At 46.5% G+C, this 17,202-nt stretch carries 15 protein-coding genes and 1 other annotated feature (1 of these 16 cut by a window edge); of the genes, 12 read left to right on the forward strand and 3 right to left on the reverse strand.

All coding sequences use genetic code 11. The features are described 5' to 3' along the window. Positions 1-321: a binding site (T-box leader), on the forward strand; it begins 18 nt to the left of the window's first position. A 335-nt stretch (positions 322-656) separates the two neighbouring features. Then, entirely contained in the window at positions 657-2,216 is a 1,560-nt protein-coding gene (locus tag MKZ13_RS06565; protein WP_091033768.1) for a 2-isopropylmalate synthase, read from the forward strand. 654 nt (positions 2,217-2,870) lie between these two features. Here the strand turns inward: MKZ13_RS06565 and MKZ13_RS06570 are convergent. Further along, positions 2,871-4,829, reverse strand: a complete 1,959-nt coding sequence (locus MKZ13_RS06570) for an ABC-F family ATP-binding cassette domain-containing protein (RefSeq protein ID WP_339185360.1) — start codon at positions 4,827-4,829, stop codon at positions 2,871-2,873. Between the two features lie 278 nt (positions 4,830-5,107). Between MKZ13_RS06570 and MKZ13_RS06575 the strand changes: the two genes are divergently transcribed. The 10 genes from MKZ13_RS06575 (at position 5,108) to MKZ13_RS06620 (ending at position 11,980) form a co-directional block, all read left to right on the forward strand. Then, on the forward strand, positions 5,108-5,746 hold the full coding sequence (locus tag MKZ13_RS06575) for a 5-formyltetrahydrofolate cyclo-ligase (RefSeq protein ID WP_221819137.1): 639 nt from the start codon (positions 5,108-5,110) through the stop codon (positions 5,744-5,746). Positions 5,747-5,761: 15 nt separating this feature from the next. Beyond that, on the forward strand, positions 5,762-6,265 hold the full coding sequence (gene moaC, locus MKZ13_RS06580) for a cyclic pyranopterin monophosphate synthase MoaC (RefSeq protein ID WP_221819138.1): 504 nt from the start codon (positions 5,762-5,764) through the stop codon (positions 6,263-6,265). Positions 6,266-6,302: 37 nt separating this feature from the next. Next, entirely contained in the window at positions 6,303-6,788 is a 486-nt protein-coding gene (locus MKZ13_RS06585) for a MogA/MoaB family molybdenum cofactor biosynthesis protein (protein WP_017690080.1), read from the forward strand. A gap of 208 nt (positions 6,789-6,996) precedes the next feature. Next, the gene (gene tatA / locus MKZ13_RS06590) at positions 6,997-7,245 is read left to right on the forward strand and encodes a twin-arginine translocase TatA/TatE family subunit (RefSeq protein WP_036611264.1); all 249 of its coding nucleotides are present in this window, start codon (positions 6,997-6,999) and stop codon (positions 7,243-7,245) included. A 78-nt stretch (positions 7,246-7,323) separates the two neighbouring features. Next, the gene (gene tatC / locus MKZ13_RS06595) at positions 7,324-8,106 is read left to right on the forward strand and encodes a twin-arginine translocase subunit TatC (protein ID WP_339182728.1); all 783 of its coding nucleotides are present in this window, start codon (positions 7,324-7,326) and stop codon (positions 8,104-8,106) included. A gap of 399 nt (positions 8,107-8,505) precedes the next feature. After that, a complete protein-coding gene (groES, locus tag MKZ13_RS06600; protein ID WP_017690077.1) occupies positions 8,506-8,787 on the forward strand; it encodes a co-chaperone GroES in 282 nt (93 codons plus the stop codon). A 73-nt stretch (positions 8,788-8,860) separates the two neighbouring features. Continuing rightward, positions 8,861-10,495: a chaperonin GroEL gene (groL, locus tag MKZ13_RS06605; protein ID WP_036611259.1), complete on the forward strand. Its 1,635-nt coding sequence runs from the start codon at positions 8,861-8,863 to the stop codon at positions 10,493-10,495. A 204-nt stretch (positions 10,496-10,699) separates the two neighbouring features. Next, a complete protein-coding gene (locus MKZ13_RS06610; protein WP_339182731.1) occupies positions 10,700-11,140 on the forward strand; it encodes a hypothetical protein in 441 nt (146 codons plus the stop codon). 117 nt (positions 11,141-11,257) lie between these two features. Next, positions 11,258-11,500: a hypothetical protein gene (locus tag MKZ13_RS06615; RefSeq protein ID WP_339182733.1), complete on the forward strand. Its 243-nt coding sequence runs from the start codon at positions 11,258-11,260 to the stop codon at positions 11,498-11,500. A gap of 132 nt (positions 11,501-11,632) precedes the next feature. After that, entirely contained in the window at positions 11,633-11,980 is a 348-nt protein-coding gene (locus tag MKZ13_RS06620) for a hypothetical protein (RefSeq protein ID WP_339182735.1), read from the forward strand. Between the two features lie 118 nt (positions 11,981-12,098). On the opposite strand, the gene MKZ13_RS06625 is transcribed toward MKZ13_RS06620, so the two are convergent. Further along, the gene (locus MKZ13_RS06625) at positions 12,099-12,887 is read right to left on the reverse strand and encodes a hypothetical protein (protein WP_339182737.1); all 789 of its coding nucleotides are present in this window, start codon (positions 12,885-12,887) and stop codon (positions 12,099-12,101) included. Positions 12,888-12,981: 94 nt separating this feature from the next. After that, entirely contained in the window at positions 12,982-16,101 is a 3,120-nt protein-coding gene (locus MKZ13_RS06630) for a glycoside hydrolase family 2 TIM barrel-domain containing protein (RefSeq protein WP_339182739.1), read from the reverse strand. Between the two features lie 93 nt (positions 16,102-16,194). Between MKZ13_RS06630 and MKZ13_RS06635 the strand changes: the two genes are divergently transcribed. Then, positions 16,195-17,061 carry an AraC family transcriptional regulator gene (locus MKZ13_RS06635; protein WP_253506325.1) on the forward strand — a complete coding sequence of 289 codons (867 nt, stop codon included), beginning with the start codon at positions 16,195-16,197 and terminating at the stop codon, positions 17,059-17,061. Positions 17,062-17,202: the final 141 nt, after the last annotated feature.

Genomic DNA, 17,202 nt, shown 5'->3' on the forward strand with positions numbered 1-17,202 from the left:
AGCAGTAGAACGATAAAGCGCTCAGAGAGCTGCGGGGTGGTGCGACGCAGTGGCTGGAATCATTCGAATCTCGCCCGGGAACGGAGCTGTGGAAGCGTGGGGACGATATCTATCGCCCAGTTGTCCTGATGGACAACAACATGTGTTACACAGCAACGGTTAACCCCCGTTATAGGGTGTTTCTCCGAATTCCAGTGATGTCGTGCTTGCACGCACATCCAGCGGATCTCGGAGACGACGAGGTGGATGGAGTCCGGCGCAAGCCCGGCCCATCAAGCGAGAGTGGTACCGCGGAGGGGATAATAACCCGCCGTCTCTTATATGAGATGGCGGGTTATTTGTGTTTGCTGCCGGCAGCAGGGTGGGCATGGGAAGAACCATATGGAGATTGAAGAATCAGAAGGTCAGGGTGTAAGTCGACGTACACTCTGTCATGAAGGTAAGCATGATATACAACGAACGAGTAATGAACATTGAACAACAAGTATAGGCACGAAACATTCAATAGGTATTACTGATCACCAAGGACTAAGCTACAAACAACATATGTGTTTACAAACAAAATATATAACAACAGTGACGGCGATTAGCAGGTGTTCTGTGGCTCGTGGATCGTAACGAAAATATTTATAAAAATTTGATGGAGGTTGATGGATATGACAACAACTAATAACAAACGCATGATTGAGATTTTTGATACAACGCTGCGTGATGGAGAACAGGCACCAGGAGCAAGTCTGCAGCCCGAGCAAAAGATTGAACTGGCACACCAACTGGCTTCTCTGGGTATCGACGTCATTGAGCCTGGATTCCCGATCTCCAGTCCAGGTGAGTTCGCGGCGGTTCAGGCGATTTCGAGACAGTTGCAGAACGTGGAAATCTGCGGATTCGCGCGTGCGGTCAAAGGTGATATCGATGCAGCTGTTCAAGCAACAGCGGATGCAGCACGGCGCCGAATTCACCTGTTTATCTCTTCTTCGGATATTCATATCGAGCATCAACTGCGCCGTCCGCGCAGTGAAGTGGTGGCTACCGCTCGTGAGATGGTATCTTATGCACGCCAGTTCACGGACATCGTAGAGTTCACAGCTATGGATGCTGCCCGTACCAAGATGGACGATTTGATTGAAATGGTTGAGGTCGCCATTGAAGCTGGAGCGAGCATTATTAATCTGCCGGATACGGTCGGTTATGCCCTGCCACATGAGTATGGCGAGATGTTCCGCCGGGTGCGTGAGGGTGCAAGAGGTGGCGATCAGGTTCGCTATAGTGCCCACTGTCATAATGATCTGGGCCTGGCCGTAGCCAATAGCTTGGCTGCGATTGCCAATGGAGCTACCCAGATTGAAGTAACCATCAATGGTATCGGAGAACGGACAGGGAACTGTGCACTGGAAGAGCTGATTATGGCGCTGGAGACTCGGGGAGACGCAATTGGTGCAACGACGAACATTAAGCTGAATCAGCTGTATGAGACTTCACGTCAGATTAGCCGTGCGATGCACTTCCCGATTGCATACAACAAACCAGTGGTGGGACGTAATGCATTCCAGCATGAATCTGGCATCCATCAGGATGGTCTGCTGAAGAATCGGAACACCTATGAGATTATGGACCCGGAAGCGCTGGGGATTCCGCGCAGCATGATTATTCTGGGGAAACACTCCGGTCGTCACGCCCTGAAGGATCGGGTTCGTAAATACGGTTTTGAGCCGGATGAGCAACAGATGGAGCAATTGTATGAGGTGTTCAAAGAAACCGCAGACCAGCAAAAAGTGGTCAGTGACGACCAGTTATTACAGATGGTTAGCCAAACCATGAATATTCCTGCACAGGACTATGAACTGGTTGAATTGCAGGTGACAGCGGGCAGCATGACGGATCGAATGGCCGCCGTTCGCATTCGCACAAGCGCTGGAGAACAATCATACTCCGCTGTTGGCGGGGGACCCGTGGATGCAACCATCCGTGCGATTGGTCAGAGCATTTCCGATGATATTGCGTTTGTTGATATGGAGATGCATGCCTTGAGTGGGGGAGAGGGTGCAAGTGCAGAAGCTGTAGTTACCGTGGAGCGTGCAGGACGTGAGTTCCGGGGAACGGCAACACATAATGATATCGTCATGGCTGCCGGTCTTGCTTATGTAGCGGCTTGTAATGCTGCTGGGCTGAAGGCGGAGTCTTCCGAACATCATGAACAAGAAGCACATGCGTAAAACATCTTTGCCAGATCGTATCTACAGTGGTAATAGTAGCAATTGCAATTCGTTGTAAATATGCATGGCATATAGTAAATCAATGACGGGCAGGCCTTGAACGACAAAGGTCTGCTTTTGTCTTATTATGGAGGAGCATTGAGGAGTGGAAGGATGCATTTGTCAAGGTGTGACTATAGTTATCCACATATCCAGTGAAAATTGTGGGTAACTATGATAAAGTCAAACCAGTATAGTTTTCGAAACGAAAAGGGTTTAGGGGATAGAATGACTCCTTACTATCCACAAAGTTGTGGATAAAGTGGATAACTTGGTGGATAAATATGGTTTTTGTGTGTAAAATGCTATTCTACCGCTGTATAATTAAGCTTATTAATGTGCTTGCTATCTTGCTTTCTTGTGGATAAGTGTGAGGGAAAAGGGGATAAAAATATTTCTCTTCATTCGAGTAAATTTGACAAAAGTCAAAACAGCTTCCCTAACCTCCGTATGTTAGAGATCAATCTCAAGGAACATACAGAACATAAGGTTCATACCTTCAATACTCATCCGCAACAAACAAAAAGCTGATCCCAATAAGGAATCAGCCGGTGGTACAACTATACTTGTATGGACGCGATCAAGCCATGGTCTGAGTCTGTACAATTCGTCCTACTATTCCATAGCTAGTTCTTCCCAGTCCTCGTATGTTTTGGTGAGTTCTGCTTTGTGTTCCTCCGATTGTTGCTGGAGTTCTTGCAGCTTCATATAATCCTGATAGATTTCAGGCAGAGCCATCTGTGCCTCAAGTTCGGTAATCTTTGTTTCCAACTCCGCAATCTGTTGTTCCAGAGCTTCCTGCTTGCGTTGCCGGTTACGCTCTTCACGCTTCGCCTGTTTTTCCGCTTCGAATGAAGCCGCTCCGGATTTTTCGGTTGTGGCTGTGTTCAGATCGGATTTGGACGAGTTCTTGGACGAAACCTGACGTGCCACAGCGGCTTCACGTGCGATGTCCTCAAGCTCCTGTTTCTTCTCCACATAATCATCGTAATTACCGAGATAGTGTTCCGTTCCGGCAGGATGAAGCTCGACAATGCGCTCAGCCATTTTGTTGAGGAAGTACCGGTCATGGGAGATGAACAGCAGAGTGCCTTCATAATCCATTAATGCCGCTTCCAGCACTTCTTTGGCAAACAGGTCGAGATGGTTGGTAGGCTCGTCCAGAATGAGCATGTTGGCTTCCTTCAGCATCAACTTGGAGAGAGACACACGTGCTTTCTCACCTCCGCTGAGGGAGGAAATCTTCTTGAGCACATCGTCACCGCTGAACAAAAAGTTCCCCAGTACAGTCCGAATACGGGCTTCTTCCATCCCAGGGTAGGCACTCCACAGCTCTTCGAGAACCGTATTGGACGGATTGAGCCCAGTCTGTTCCTGATCATAATAGCCAATCTGCACTTTTGTTCCCCATTGGATCTCCCCGGTTACCGGACGTAAACTTCCCGTAAGGCACTTCAGCATGGTAGATTTACCGATACCGTTTGGACCAATTAGAGCAACGGTCTCCCCGCGCCGCAGATCGAAGGATACATTGCGGAACAATGGAGAGGCCTCGTCATAAGCGACAGACAACTGATCCACTCGAAGTACTTCCTTGCCGGACATAACAGCTGTTTCGAAGGAAAAGTGGGCTTTTTTCAAATCTCCCATCGGTTTATCAAGGCGCTCCATTTTGTCGAGGGCTTTGCGCCGGCTTTGCGCCCGTTTGGTCGTCGAAGCACGTACAATGTTTTTCTGGACAAAATCTTCCATTTTGGAGATTTCACCCTGTTGTTTCTCATATTGCTTCATCTGAGTTTCATATTCGGCAGCTTTGAGCTCCATATAACGGCTGTAATTTCCCGTATATTTTTTGGAGCGGTGACGTTCGATCTCAACGATGGTCGTTACGAGTCGATCAAGGAAGTACCGGTCATGGGATACCACGAGCAGTGCGCCTGAATAACCTCTCAGATAATCTTCCAACCAAGTAAGGGTGGCGATATCGAGATAGTTGGTAGGCTCGTCCAGCATGAGCAGATCGGGTGCCTGAAGCAGAATTCGAGCAAGCGCAAGGCGTGTCTTCTGCCCGCCGCTCAGCGTAGCAATGGGGGTGTCTGGCGAAAATTCGCCGAATCCCATCCCGTGCAGTACGCTGCGAATGCGGGTTTCCATCTCATAACCGCCATGGTCCTTGAACCAGTCGGAGCGTTTTGCATAACGTTCCAGCAGGTCCGCATACTTTTTCTCGTCTTCCATCTGGGCAGGGTCGGCAATATCGCGTTCCATCTGACGCAAATCGGCTTCAGCCTGTGTCAGGTGAGCAAAGACGTTCATCATTTCTTCCCAGATGTTACGGTCGGATTGAAGCCCGCTGTTCTGAGCGAGGTAACCGAGCGTCGTTTCTTTGGATTTGAAAATCTGTCCTCCATCATAGGACATTTCACCGGCTACAATTTTGAGCAAAGTGGATTTTCCTGCACCGTTTACACCAACGAGGCCGATGCGCTCGCGTTCTAATATTTGTAAGTTCACGCCGTCCAGGATAGGATCGACACCAAAACGTTTGATAATTCCGGATACTTGCAGCAGCATAAAATTAAGTTCCTCCATAGGTCCAGTTCTTGATATGACAACTATATCCCAGTTTACATGAAATACAGAGCAATTGCACCGATTGGGAACGCATGGGGTATGTAGTCTTTTTGATCAATCAATGATAAACTGAAAGAAGGCATGTTATTACATGAGGATTTTGCAGAAAATGAATCATTTTAACCATTCAACAAGATGACAACTGGTCATAACATATAAATTGTTTTAAATGAGAGCTTTTTTCTACCTTCCCTATCAACAGGAGGTTATTCAAGGATATGCAGGATCATGCGGAACTGAAAAGTCAGCTTCGATCCAGACTGAGACAGAGCCGTGATCTGATGGATGCAAGCATGCGTCAGCAGGCAATGACTAAGATTAACGCTGGAGTGAAGCGGGAGCTGGAGCGCCTTAGACAGGCCAAGAGTAAGGTCGTGAACAGACCACTCGTCATATTCAGTTATTTGTCCTATGGAAGCGAAGCGTCCACAGCTTTTCTGTTTCAAGAGGGCTGGAAACATGGAGATGTGATGTTTGCACCAAAAGTGTTGGCGAATCCACCTCGAATGGAGCTACGGCGAGTGACCGGAGAACAAGATCTGGAGCCAGGCATATGGGGGATACCGGAACCCAAGGATTCCTGTGAAGTCCTGACGCCTGATGATTGGCCGGGTATCGATCTCATATTGGTACCGGGGCTTGGTTATGATCTCCATGGCGGGCGTATTGGTTATGGTGGCGGTTATTATGATCGTTTTGCCGAGACGCTTGCAGCAACATGTGCGATGCCGGGCAAGAAACCGTTGATGGCTGCGATGGTGTTGCCGGGTCAGTTACAGGAGGAAATCCCGATGGACCTGCTCGATCTGCGGATTGATCTGTTGATAACAACCGAAGGTATATTACATATCGAATAAAGGGTTGTGATGTGATTGAGTTCAGAAGTGAACAACGGCCAGGATTCCGGTGGTAAACTTACCCATTTTAATGAACAGGGCCGGGCCCGGATGGTTGATATTTCGGGTAAGGAAATTACCGTACGTACGGCTGTGGCCGTGACGAAAGTGACGATGAATCCAGATACACTGGAAGCGATTCGGGAGGGCCGAATCGGTAAAGGTGATGTTCTGGCTGTGGCTCAGATTGCCGGGATTCAAGGCGCGAAGAAAACGTCGGACTGGATTCCGATGTGCCATCCACTGGCACTGACGGGTGTGGATATTCGTTTTCATGATAACGGAGTGGATGAATTACACATTGAAGTTACTGTCAAAACCGAAGGCAAAACGGGTGTTGAGATGGAGGCGCTCACGGCTGCCTCAGCTGCAGCACTGACGGTCTATGACATGTGCAAGGCCATGCAAAAAGATATGATTATCGGTCCAACCATGCTGAATTCCAAGAGTGGTGGCAAAAACGGTGATTACAGCCGATAGGCAATATTTATTTTCATAGAGGAGAAGGGTGATCTTTATGGTGTGGAGAACAGCAATCCTGACAGCCAGTGACAAAGGAGCCCGCGGGGAACGTGAGGATACGAGTGCACAAGTCATTCGGGAGCTGGTGGAAGAAGAGCTGGGTGGTCAAATCGTGGAGTACCGTATCGTTCCGGATGAACCCGATGAGATTATTGCGGCTTTGATTGAGATGACGGATTATTTTCACGCCGATCTGGTGCTGACAACCGGTGGCACGGAGCTGGCCATTCGTGACATTACTCCGGAAGCGACCCGGCGCGTAATTGAGCGGGAAGTTCCCGGGATGGCAGAGGCCATGCGGTACAGTGTAATGAGCAAAAACCGTTCTGCAATGCTGTTCCGTGGGGTATGTGGCATTCGTGGACGCACGCTGATTGTTAATCTGCCAGGTACACCAAAGGGTGTGCACGAACATCTGGCTGCCATTATGGATCAGCTTCCGGAAGCGCTGCTGATGGTTACGGGTCAGTTCAAGCAATAATTGGGCATGGACTCTTGGGCAAGATATCCGATTAGCCATGACCGTTGTTAGATTGTTCTAGTGACATCTCTTATTTGTGAATTTTGCGGGTTATGTAAGTGGTTACATCTATGGTATGATGGGCTTAAATTAAGAACGCAGCAGAGACATCTATGAACATCTGGCCGAGTATGCGCATCTTCGAAGCTTGAGACGAGGAGGATTATCAATGTTAAGTTCCATTGGACCAACGGGTTTTATTTTGCTGGCCGTGATTGCATTGTTGTTGTTTGGACCCAACAAACTTCCGGAACTGGGACGTGCAGTTGGGCGTACCTTCCGTGAATTCAAAGAGGGCGCTCGCGAGATTATCTCTGAGGATGACTCGTCCAATCGCAAAGAGCAGGAGAAGGCGAAACCGCTGGCGGCTGAGAGCACACCTGCAGACAAGCCTGCTGATAAACGCCTGCCGGAATAATCTTGACGGCAATGAAAGAGAAATCCCTTCCTGCCGGAAGGGTTTTGTATTTTAAGCTGGCAATAATGGGGGGCAGGCATGACGCAGCAAATGGAAGAAATGTCGATTACGGAACATCTGAGTGAGCTGCGGAAGCGGCTGATCTACGTATTAAGTATATTTGTGCTGGGCCTAATTGCAGGATTTTTTGTGGCGGACCCGGTATACCAATATCTGACCAAGGCAGAGTCGGCAAAAGGTTTTGTATTACATGCCTTCTCGTTCTGGGATGGGATAGGCATCTACATGAAGATTGCCGGTTTGTTTTCACTTATTATTACGCTGCCGTTTACGGTGTATCAGATCTGGAAGTTTGTTAGTCCAGGACTAAAGCCGCGCGAACGAAAAGCAACGCTGAAGTATGTGCCCTATGTGTTTCTTTTATTTCTGACAGGTATGGCTTTCTCGTATTATGTTATATTTCCGATGGCACTTGCCTTCACAACAGCAATTACGGAGAAGATGGGGCTTGTGGAGACCTACGGGATAAAACAGTATTTCAGCTTCCTGTTTGGTATTGTGCTGCCTGTGTCCCTGTTATTTGAACTTCCTTTACTTATTATGTTTCTGACAGGACTGCGGATTCTGAATCCAATTCGCCTTCGCAAGATGCGCAGAGTTGCTTATTTTGTCTTGATCTTCATTGCAGTGGTCATTACACCTCCAGACTTTATTTCCGATCTGCTGGTGATGATTCCCTTGCTCCTGTTATATGAGATCAGTGTGTTATTATCCGCAATCGTATACCGCAAGCAGCTTGCAGCCGATGAAGAGATCGAATCCCGCTACGTTCGTGCCGAGGATAAGAAACATGCAGGCTGAATGAGGATAAGCTGTAATGTGCCCGGAAAAGACGGTATGTTCTTATCCGGGCTATTTCTGTAGACTGCCGACCAAACTACAGGACAAGCAGGCATATTATGTTCAACAATGGATACAATGGGAAAGGGACTGTCTGCTAACGTTGCAGAAGGGCTAAACAATTTCGTAGAATAAGATTAGTGAATTGCAACATAGAACCAGCCACAGCGGGTGTAATTTGGCTATGTTTGTGTAAATTCAACGTAAATTCTCGCAGGAATTCGTCAAAAGGACTTGAAATCATGCTTCAAGTTGAGTATCATAAAGTTGGTTGTTAGCACTGAACACTGTCGAGTGCTAATACATATGGCTACAACCTACAATGTAACGTTATATAATTTCAAAAGGAGGCTATTTTTCATGATCAGACCTTTAGGTGAACGCGTATTGGTAGAACCACTGGAGCAAGAACAAACAACTTCTTTCGGGATCGTACTCCCGGACTCCGCCAAAGAAAAACCGCAAGAGGGTAGAATCATTGCAGTTGGTGCTGGAGTATTGAAAGACGGCGTACGTGTAGCTCTGGAAGTGAAAGAAGGAGATCGCGTTATTTTCTCCAAATATGCCGGTACAGAAATCAAATTCGAAGGTAAAGAATATTTGATTATGAAAGAAAGCGATATTCACGCGATTCTCGACTAATTCAAATTTAATCGGATAACCGAACCATATAGCACGACCATTTTCCAACAAAAACTAGGGAGGTTTTCTTAACATGGCTAAAGACATTAAATTCAGTGAAGACGCTCGTCGCTCCATGCTTCGTGGTGTGGACGCATTGGCTAATGCAGTAAAAGTAACACTCGGTCCTAAAGGCCGTAACGTGGTTCTGGAGAAAAAATTCGGAAGCCCACTCATCACTAACGATGGTGTAACCATTGCTAAAGAAATCGAACTGGAAGATGCATTCGAGAACATGGGTGCACAACTGGTTAAAGAAGTAGCAACGAAAACCAACGATGTTGCCGGTGACGGTACTACAACAGCAACTGTATTGGCGCAAGCGCTGATCACAGAAGGTCTGAAAAACGTAACTGCAGGCGCTAGCCCAATCGGTATCCGTAAAGGGATCGACAAAGCGGTTAAAGCTGCGGTTGCTGAATTGCAATCCATCTCCAAACCAATCGATTCCAAACAATCCATCGCACAAGTTGCAGCAATCTCTGCAGCTGACGAAGAAGTAGGCGAACTGATCGCTGAAGCTATGGAAAAAGTGGGTAAAGATGGCGTTATCACAGTAGAAGAATCCAAAGGATTCGCTACAGAGCTTGAAGTGGTTGAAGGTATGCAATTCGACCGTGGATACATCTCTCCTTACATGATCACTGATACGGACAAAATGGAAGCTGTTTTGGACAATCCGTACATCTTGATCACAGACAAAAAAATCTCCAGCACGCAAGATATCTTGCCATTGCTTGAGAAAATCGTTCAACAAGGCAAACCGCTGGTATTGATCGCTGAAGATATCGAAGGCGAAGCACTGGCTATGCTGGTTGTGAACAAATTGCGTGGTACATTCAATGCTGTAGCTGTTAAAGCTCCAGGATTCGGTGACCGTCGTAAAGCTATGCTGCAAGATATCGCTGCCCTCACTGGTGGCCAATTGATCACGGAAGAACTGGGTCTGGACCTGAAATCCGCTGTTGTGGAACAACTGGGTACAGCTCGTCAAATCCGCGTAACTAAAGAAAACACAATCATCGTTGACGGTGCTGGTAACAAATCCGATATCGATGCACGTGTTAGCCAAATCCGTACACAACTGGAAGAAACAACTTCCGAGTTCGACAAAGAGAAACTGCAAGAGCGTCTGGCTAAATTGTCCGGCGGTGTAGCAGTAATCAAAGTTGGTGCGGCTACTGAAACAGAATTGAAAGAACGCAAACTTCGCATCGAAGATGCCCTGAACGCAACTCGCGCTGCGGTTGAAGAAGGTATCGTATCCGGTGGTGGTACAGCGCTCATGAACGTATATAGCGCGGTTGCGGCTGTAGCTCTGTCCGGTGACGAGCAAACAGGCGTAAACATCGTCCTGCGTGCTCTGGAAGCACCAATCCGCACAATCGCAGCTAACGCTGGCGAAGAAGGTTCCGTAATCGTGGAACGTCTGAAAAAAGAACAAACAGGAATCGGCTTCAACGCTGCAACTGGCGAGTGGGTTAACATGATCGAAGCTGGTATCGTTGACCCTGCAAAAGTAACTCGTTATGCATTGCAAAACGCTGCTTCTGTAGCAGCAATGTTCCTGACTACTGAAGCAGTTATCGCTGACAAACCAGAACCAGCAGGTGCTGGCGGCGGAATGCCTGACATGGGCGGTATGGGTGGAATGGGCGGCATGATGTAATAAAGGTGTAAAAACCTTTAAAGCATCATGTGCCTAGCAGAGTGAATTCTCGTTACGATGTGACAAGAATTTGTGAAGCAGTCACTGATACAAATTATAAACAACACAAAAACCACTTCTTAGTAATTATTAAGGAGTGGTTTTTGTGTTGTTGAATATTGGTATAATCAAAGTCAGTATTAAGAGATATGGAGGGCATATATCATGAAACATATTAGAAAAATGATATTAGCAGTTTTGATGTCTGTTGCTGTTATTATCTTAATTTATAATTTCACTTCTGATTCCGAACGAAAATTTGTAAAAGTAAATGAAGCTAGTGATACTCCATTAACGACACTCACAGTAATCAATAATGAGGATTTCGCAGGTACTACAAATACGCATTGGTTTGATATTCCAACAGGGTTTAGTTATGTGAAAGTGAGTTTTAAAAACACGGGTTCGAAACACTTCACGTTCACGATCAATGAAGGATCTACTAGTGGAACGGCGATAACGTCTGGCAGTGTTCCAGCAGATGGAAAAGAGCATACATATTATAGTGACAAAGCATTGTCGACGGGTTCGTATTATGTAAGTACCTCTTCTGCGCAAGGGATGTCTGGCATATTGGATGTTTCTCTTGGAACTGATGTTAATTAAAGATTCGGTAATTCGCTCTAAATGCAGATTTGAAGCCCTGAGATTGAAACCTTGTTTCTATGATTTCGTATGTACTGTGATACATAGAGAGCTTATCAGCAACGACTTGAGGAGGAAATGATTTTGAGTAAGGGTACAAAGTGGACATTATGGATTCTGGGCTTGATGCTCGCTGCAATTTTTATCAACTTTTTTATGAATTTATATAGCTTTGCTTATGCACTGATTACCGTACTTATACTTGCCTTTATGGGCTGGGGATTCTTAGCAAAGTTAAAGAACGACGTTCGGCAGCATGAAGACCATCATCGAAGAGAGCACGACTCTGCGATCGATGACATTGATCGATACACAAGATAGGTAACACATACATGATTTATCACACGTAACCTAGCTTAGATCTGATCTGATAATCTGGCCAATTGATTTATCAGCCGTTTACGGAGATTGATTTTTCAATTTTTGGTTATTTTATTGTATTGGAGGGGTTTTATGAAATTATTTAAATTGCCATTGATTCTTTGTATTATATTAATTGTATCTATTTTGTCAGCTTGTGGTGCGGATGATAGGTTACACGGAAAGAGCGATAACTGGGATGTGTCTCTTCAGAGATCAACAGGGAACTATAGTATTACTTATATAGGTGATGAAAAGCGTATAAAAGATTTTGTGTTTGACCTTACCGGCAATAATATAGAACAACAGGGGAAAGCGCTTGAAGAACAAGGGGTACCATTCAGTATGTCGGGAACGGTTACTGAGGCGGAGAAAACGAAAGACCCAATTACCTTTAGAATGAGTTGGAACAATCAAAGCGAGATTGTAACTTTTGAGTAACTCTCGCATTCGGGAGGTGTTCATCATTGGTTTGGTGGCAATTACTGAATCACTCCTATAGTACTTATCACACGTAAGGCCGTTCCTTCATGGAGCGGCCTTTTTGCACAATCGCATCTTATTTCGCAACAGTTATTTCAAAAGTAGAGTGATCATGATCCTGTACGCTGAAGCGATATTCCAATCCGTTGCGAACCGTCCTTCCATCAAAATCAGGCTGATTCACATCGCGATCCAATAGACCGATATCCTGGATGACATCTTGTGCATCGTTATACGAGTACTCACTATTGGTTGTGAGAATGAGTGTGGCGATAGCAGTCAAAAGAATTCCACCTGTTGGTTTACGCGTATCACCAGTTCTGTATAACCTGACTTCCTGTATGCTCTCATCTGCATTCACTGCACCAACCAAACGCAACTCGTCATTAAATACATACTCGAAAGAGCCAGTGCCCTGCTCGGAAGAGTCCAGTATATTCAAGCGGGTAATACTCAAACCATTCAGTCGATATTTGCCCACAGCGCCATTAAACTTGTTTTTAAATTCATCGGTAGTCATGTGGAGGCAAGAAAGTTTAATCTGGGGTGAGGTTGCCGGATTTTTTTCTGTTGTAGCGTCACTTGATTCGTGTTCCAATGCCTGATCTATTTCAGACTGAGTAGAGTTCGAAGATAAAGTCAGCGTCCCATACAAACCTATTAAAGCAATCGCAAAACAGGCCGTCGTTAGAAAAATATATCTGATCGGCAACCTATTACCTTTGCGAATAGATAAGATCATCAGAATAAGAAATCCCACAAAAGTAATAAAGCCAAGAATGAAGAGAGTGGTAAACAGATATTGCAAATTCTCACCTCGTAATAGAGTAATAGCTGGTAAAAATCTTTCTTGCACCTCATTCATTATAATGTTCCCATGGAAAACTTCAAACTCTCACTACCCACTGCCCCAACAAAAAAAGCACTGCCGGCATACTGCCAGCAGTGCTTGCTTGGTGTTATACAGGTCTTACCGTAAAGGTGAAGTGATACGCGCGGTTGGCTGGCAAGGTGTATTCAGCGTGGGTACGTGCTCCCCAGCTGTCATCTCCGCCAACACCCATTTGTTTGTAATTGATGCGAGCGACAGTCTGCGTGCTTTGAGGTAATTTGTACACATGGTCGTTTGCTTCCAGTTCCTCCGGTGTCCACGGCAACGCATTAATTTCAAAGGGTATGGTGGCTTCAACATGAAGGCCAAGCTGACCATCCACTGACGCAATTTCAGCAAAGCGTACATCCGTTTTGTTACCACACTCTTGTGGTTTCAGATATGGAACAAATTGATCTCGAACCGCACCTGTGTAATAACCGAGACGTGCACTGGTCAGACGGTCTGCGTAGTTGTCATGCGGTCCTCTGCCGTACCAGGATATCGTATCCAGACTGTTATTCAGTTGCATCAGCATACCGAATTCCGGTAGATCAGGTAAGTCTACGCCTGGAATAAGGGTTTGACTGATTTCCAATATACCATCCACATCAATTCGGTATGTGATGGACAGCGTACATCCCGGATGTTGATCCCACGTATAATCGGTCGTCACGAGAATGCCTTGCTCGTCTGCATGGTGCTCGAAGCGAATTAATCTGTTGGTAGCGTGAGCATCTCTCCAGAACGCAGAACGCTCATTCAAGCGGTTCCCCAGATCATTGTCTGTCATGGCTCTCCAGAAATTTGGCCGAACAGGTGCGAGCAATTGTTCCTGATTGTTGATTTGATAGGACGTTAACGCGCCAGTGGCTGGATTGAAGCTCAAGTTGGCTTGGCCTGTAGTCACTTTCAATTCATCTTGCAGATCCTGTACCTGCAGCGCATTGCCTTGCCCTTGGTGTACCGGTTGGATTGGACGTAATCGCGGAGATACCACGAATTGATCCCAAGCAATCTCATGACCTACTCCTGCCCATTTGGTTGCCACTTTGGTAACCAGAGATACAGTCAGCACTGCTTCCTGGAACAGATCGGACGATGGCGTGTAAGGGATGCGGACTTCAGCCGATTCACCAGGAGGTACCGCGATGTCCAACGTGCCATTCTCTACAGACTTTCCATCGTGTGTTACTGTCCATACGAGCGAATATTCGCTCAGATCCGTGAACAGGAACTGGTTTCGGATGCGCAGCAGGCCGTCTTTGACATCAACGGTTTCCATACGAACGTTCTGATAACATTTCTTCACTTCTTCCAGCTTCGGTGTAACCGTCTTATCGGCCAGAATCAGTCCGTTCCCGCAGAAATTGCCATCATGAGGGGATTCACCGAAATCGCCGCCATAAGCATAATATTCTACACCATCTGCCGTAGTGGTACGAATGGACTGATCGACCCAGTCCCAGATGAAAGCACCCTGCAACACATCATATTTATCGAACAACTCCCAATACAGATGCAGACCTCCACAGGAGTTACCCATGGCATGGCTGTATTCGCAGATAATATAAGGTTTCTTCGGACCCTTCATGCGCGCGTATTGCTCCACATCTTGTGGGCTGATATACATTGTCGATTCAATATCACTTGCCGAATCAGAAGGGCGATAATGGAAGGTGCCTTCATAATGAACGAGACGGGTTGGATCGACTTGTTTCAGATAATCGTACATGGCGATGAAGTTATCGCCGCCGAAGGATTCATTACCCAGAGACCAGATAATAACAGACGGATGGTTTTTGTCCCGCTGGAACATCGAGTTACAGCGATCTATTACATTACTACGCCATTCCGGTTTACTCGCGGGAATATTGTTTTCATTCATTTCCTTTTGCCCATAGTACCAAGTACCGTGGGTTTCCAGATTCGTTTCGTCAATGACATAGAGGCCGTATTCATCACACAGTTCGTACCAGAGTGACTGATTCGGATAATGGGATGTACGCACCGCGTTAACGTTATAGGACTTCATCAGCTCGATGTCACGGATCATGTCTTCCCGCCCAATAGCCCGACCGGTATCCGGTGAAAATTCATGACGATTGACGCCTTTGAACACAATGCGTTTACCGTTGATTTGCATCAGGCCGTCCTTCAGTTCAAACTTGCGGAATCCGATCCGGCTGCGAACAGCCTCCAGTGTTTCACCCGATTCATTCTGAATGGACAGCACAAGTGTATATAGATGAGGGGTCTCGGCGCTCCATAGAAGCGGATTGATAACCTCTGCTGACAACTGGAATGAAAGTTCATCCACACCCTGGAAAGTAACGGCCGCAGTAAGGGGTTGCTTCAGTACAGTCTGCTGCTGTGCATCATAGAGCTGCGCCTGAACGGACAATCCGCTAGGGGGCTGCGCGGCATTATGGTTAAATAACTTCAGGTCCAGAAGTAGCTCCGCATCCTGATACGCGTCATCCAGTTCAGTACGAACAAAGAAATCGGCGATCTGAACTGGTGAAGGTGAATGCAAATATACACCACGGAAGATTCCGCTTAACCGCCAGAAATCCTGATTCTCCAGCCAGCTTGCATCACACCAGCGATATACCTCTACAGCGAGCTTGTTCTCACCTTCGGTCAGATACGGAGTGATATCAAATTCTGCTGGTGTGAACGTGTCTTCGCTATAACCGACCAGCTCCCCGTTCACCCATACATAAAAGGCCGATTCAACACCCTCAAAGTGCAGCAGGACAGGCCGGTCTTTCCAGTCTGCAGGAACAGTAAACGTACGGATATATGAACCCACAGGATTATAGGTTGTTGGTGCAAATGGTGGCTTCAGTTCAGGCTCACGCTCGACCCACGGATACGTCATATTTGTATATTGGGGATAATCGTAACCTTGCAACTGCCAGTTGGAAGGAACGGCGATCTCATCCCATTCACTGGCATCATAGTTGTTCTCATAAAAGGATGTAATCCGTTGCTCCGGTGTCTCCGCAAAGGCAAACTTCCACTGACCATTCAGTGATTCGTACCATGGCGATGCGCTGGAATCATTGGACAATGCTTCTGCTATAGATGGAAACGCTACCATAGAAGCATGTGCGGGTAGACGGTTTACTTGAAAAGTCTCGGGATTATTGTTCCATTCCGGGTATCCATTTGCCGGGGGGGTGTGTACCAGTTTCTTTCGCATAACAGCAACTCCTTCTGAAATGTTATAATATTGTCATTATAGAATTGAATGATGACTTAGAGAATAAAGAATATTGCCCATATGTATCACAATATGAAACTAACGATGGAGAAAGTGGTGTACTGGATGGATACCCGGATTTTTTTTGGTAAAACAGAAGAAGCTGCTCGCCTGCCGATCTATATGACCACGGTCGGTTACTGGGAACACCAATATGAAACTGAGCGTCCAGAGGGATTCCCGGATTATCAGATCCACCAGATTATTCATGGTCAGGGGAGACTGATTATACAAGAGGACGAGTATATCGTTGGACCAGGTGACGTTTTCTTTCTGTATCCTGATGTCCCGCATCGATATATGCCCATCAGTGATCGGTGGGAGCTGGCTTGGGTCTCGTTTCAGGGGAGAGAGGCCAGCCAGTTATTGTCATATGCGGGGATAACCGGCTCACGCGTATGCAGACTCAGGACAGCAACGCTGCTGCGTGGCCTGGAGCAACTTCTGGTTAGAGGAGAGAATGGAGGAGATACGGATTACGCAGATTACGATGTTGAATGCTCCAAACAATTATATGCCCTTCTGCTGGATCTGAAGCCACTACTCATCGCATCAGCCAATTATAATGATGAACTGGAGCGTTTGAAGCCTGTGCTGCGTTATATCGCAGAGCATCTGGATCGTTCACTTTCCCTGAAGGAACTGGCCGATGTGGCTGTGGTCTCTCCCCAATATTTGTGCAGGCTCTTTCAGAGGGCACTCCATACTAGACCTGTATTTTACGTGAACCAGGAACGGATCAATCGAAGCAAACAACTTATGTTCAGTGAGAGAGAGCTTCGAATATATGAAGTTGCTGATCGGGTGGGTTACGAGAATGCCAGTTATTTCTGTGCGATGTTCAAAAGGCATACAGGCATGAGTCCAGAACGTTTTCGCAAACTGCACGGGCTGAATTGAAAGTCTGAATGCTGGTATTCATTTTGAATTTTGATCTGTTATTCATCCTAATTTCAGTTTCCATTAAGGTTGGGAAGGTAAGATAAGTCCTGTAAACCCCTTCTCGTGTTAAATAGATGTGTGACTGGCCCTATCGGATTG

It is taken from the genome of Paenibacillus sp. FSL R5-0701 (assembly GCF_037973995.1).
Taxonomy (GTDB): Bacteria; Bacillota; Bacilli; order Paenibacillales; family Paenibacillaceae; genus Paenibacillus.

Coding starts and splice junctions, on each gene's coding strand:
- MKZ13_RS06585 (WP_017690080.1), top strand. CDS start 6,303: ATGGTGTGGAGAACAGCAATCCTGACAGCCAGTGACAAAGGAGCCCGC.
- MKZ13_RS06565 (WP_091033768.1), top strand. CDS start 657: ATGACAACAACTAATAACAAACGCATGATTGAGATTTTTGATACAACG.
- tatC (WP_339182728.1), top strand. CDS start 7,324: ATGACGCAGCAAATGGAAGAAATGTCGATTACGGAACATCTGAGTGAG.
- MKZ13_RS06575 (WP_221819137.1), top strand. CDS start 5,108: ATGCAGGATCATGCGGAACTGAAAAGTCAGCTTCGATCCAGACTGAGA.
- MKZ13_RS06620 (WP_339182735.1), top strand. CDS start 11,633: ATGAAATTATTTAAATTGCCATTGATTCTTTGTATTATATTAATTGTA.
- MKZ13_RS06570 (WP_339185360.1), bottom strand. CDS start 4,829: ATGCTGCTGCAAGTATCCGGAATTATCAAACGTTTTGGTGTCGATCCT.
- MKZ13_RS06635 (WP_253506325.1), top strand. CDS start 16,195: ATGAAACTAACGATGGAGAAAGTGGTGTACTGGATGGATACCCGGATT.
- MKZ13_RS06610 (WP_339182731.1), top strand. CDS start 10,700: ATGAAACATATTAGAAAAATGATATTAGCAGTTTTGATGTCTGTTGCT.
- MKZ13_RS06615 (WP_339182733.1), top strand. CDS start 11,258: ATGATTTTGAGTAAGGGTACAAAGTGGACATTATGGATTCTGGGCTTG.
- MKZ13_RS06625 (WP_339182737.1), bottom strand. CDS start 12,887: ATGAATGAGGTGCAAGAAAGATTTTTACCAGCTATTACTCTATTACGA.
- MKZ13_RS06630 (WP_339182739.1), bottom strand. CDS start 16,101: ATGCGAAAGAAACTGGTACACACCCCCCCGGCAAATGGATACCCGGAA.
- groES (WP_017690077.1), top strand. CDS start 8,506: ATGATCAGACCTTTAGGTGAACGCGTATTGGTAGAACCACTGGAGCAA.
- groL (WP_036611259.1), top strand. CDS start 8,861: ATGGCTAAAGACATTAAATTCAGTGAAGACGCTCGTCGCTCCATGCTT.
- tatA (WP_036611264.1), top strand. CDS start 6,997: ATGTTAAGTTCCATTGGACCAACGGGTTTTATTTTGCTGGCCGTGATT.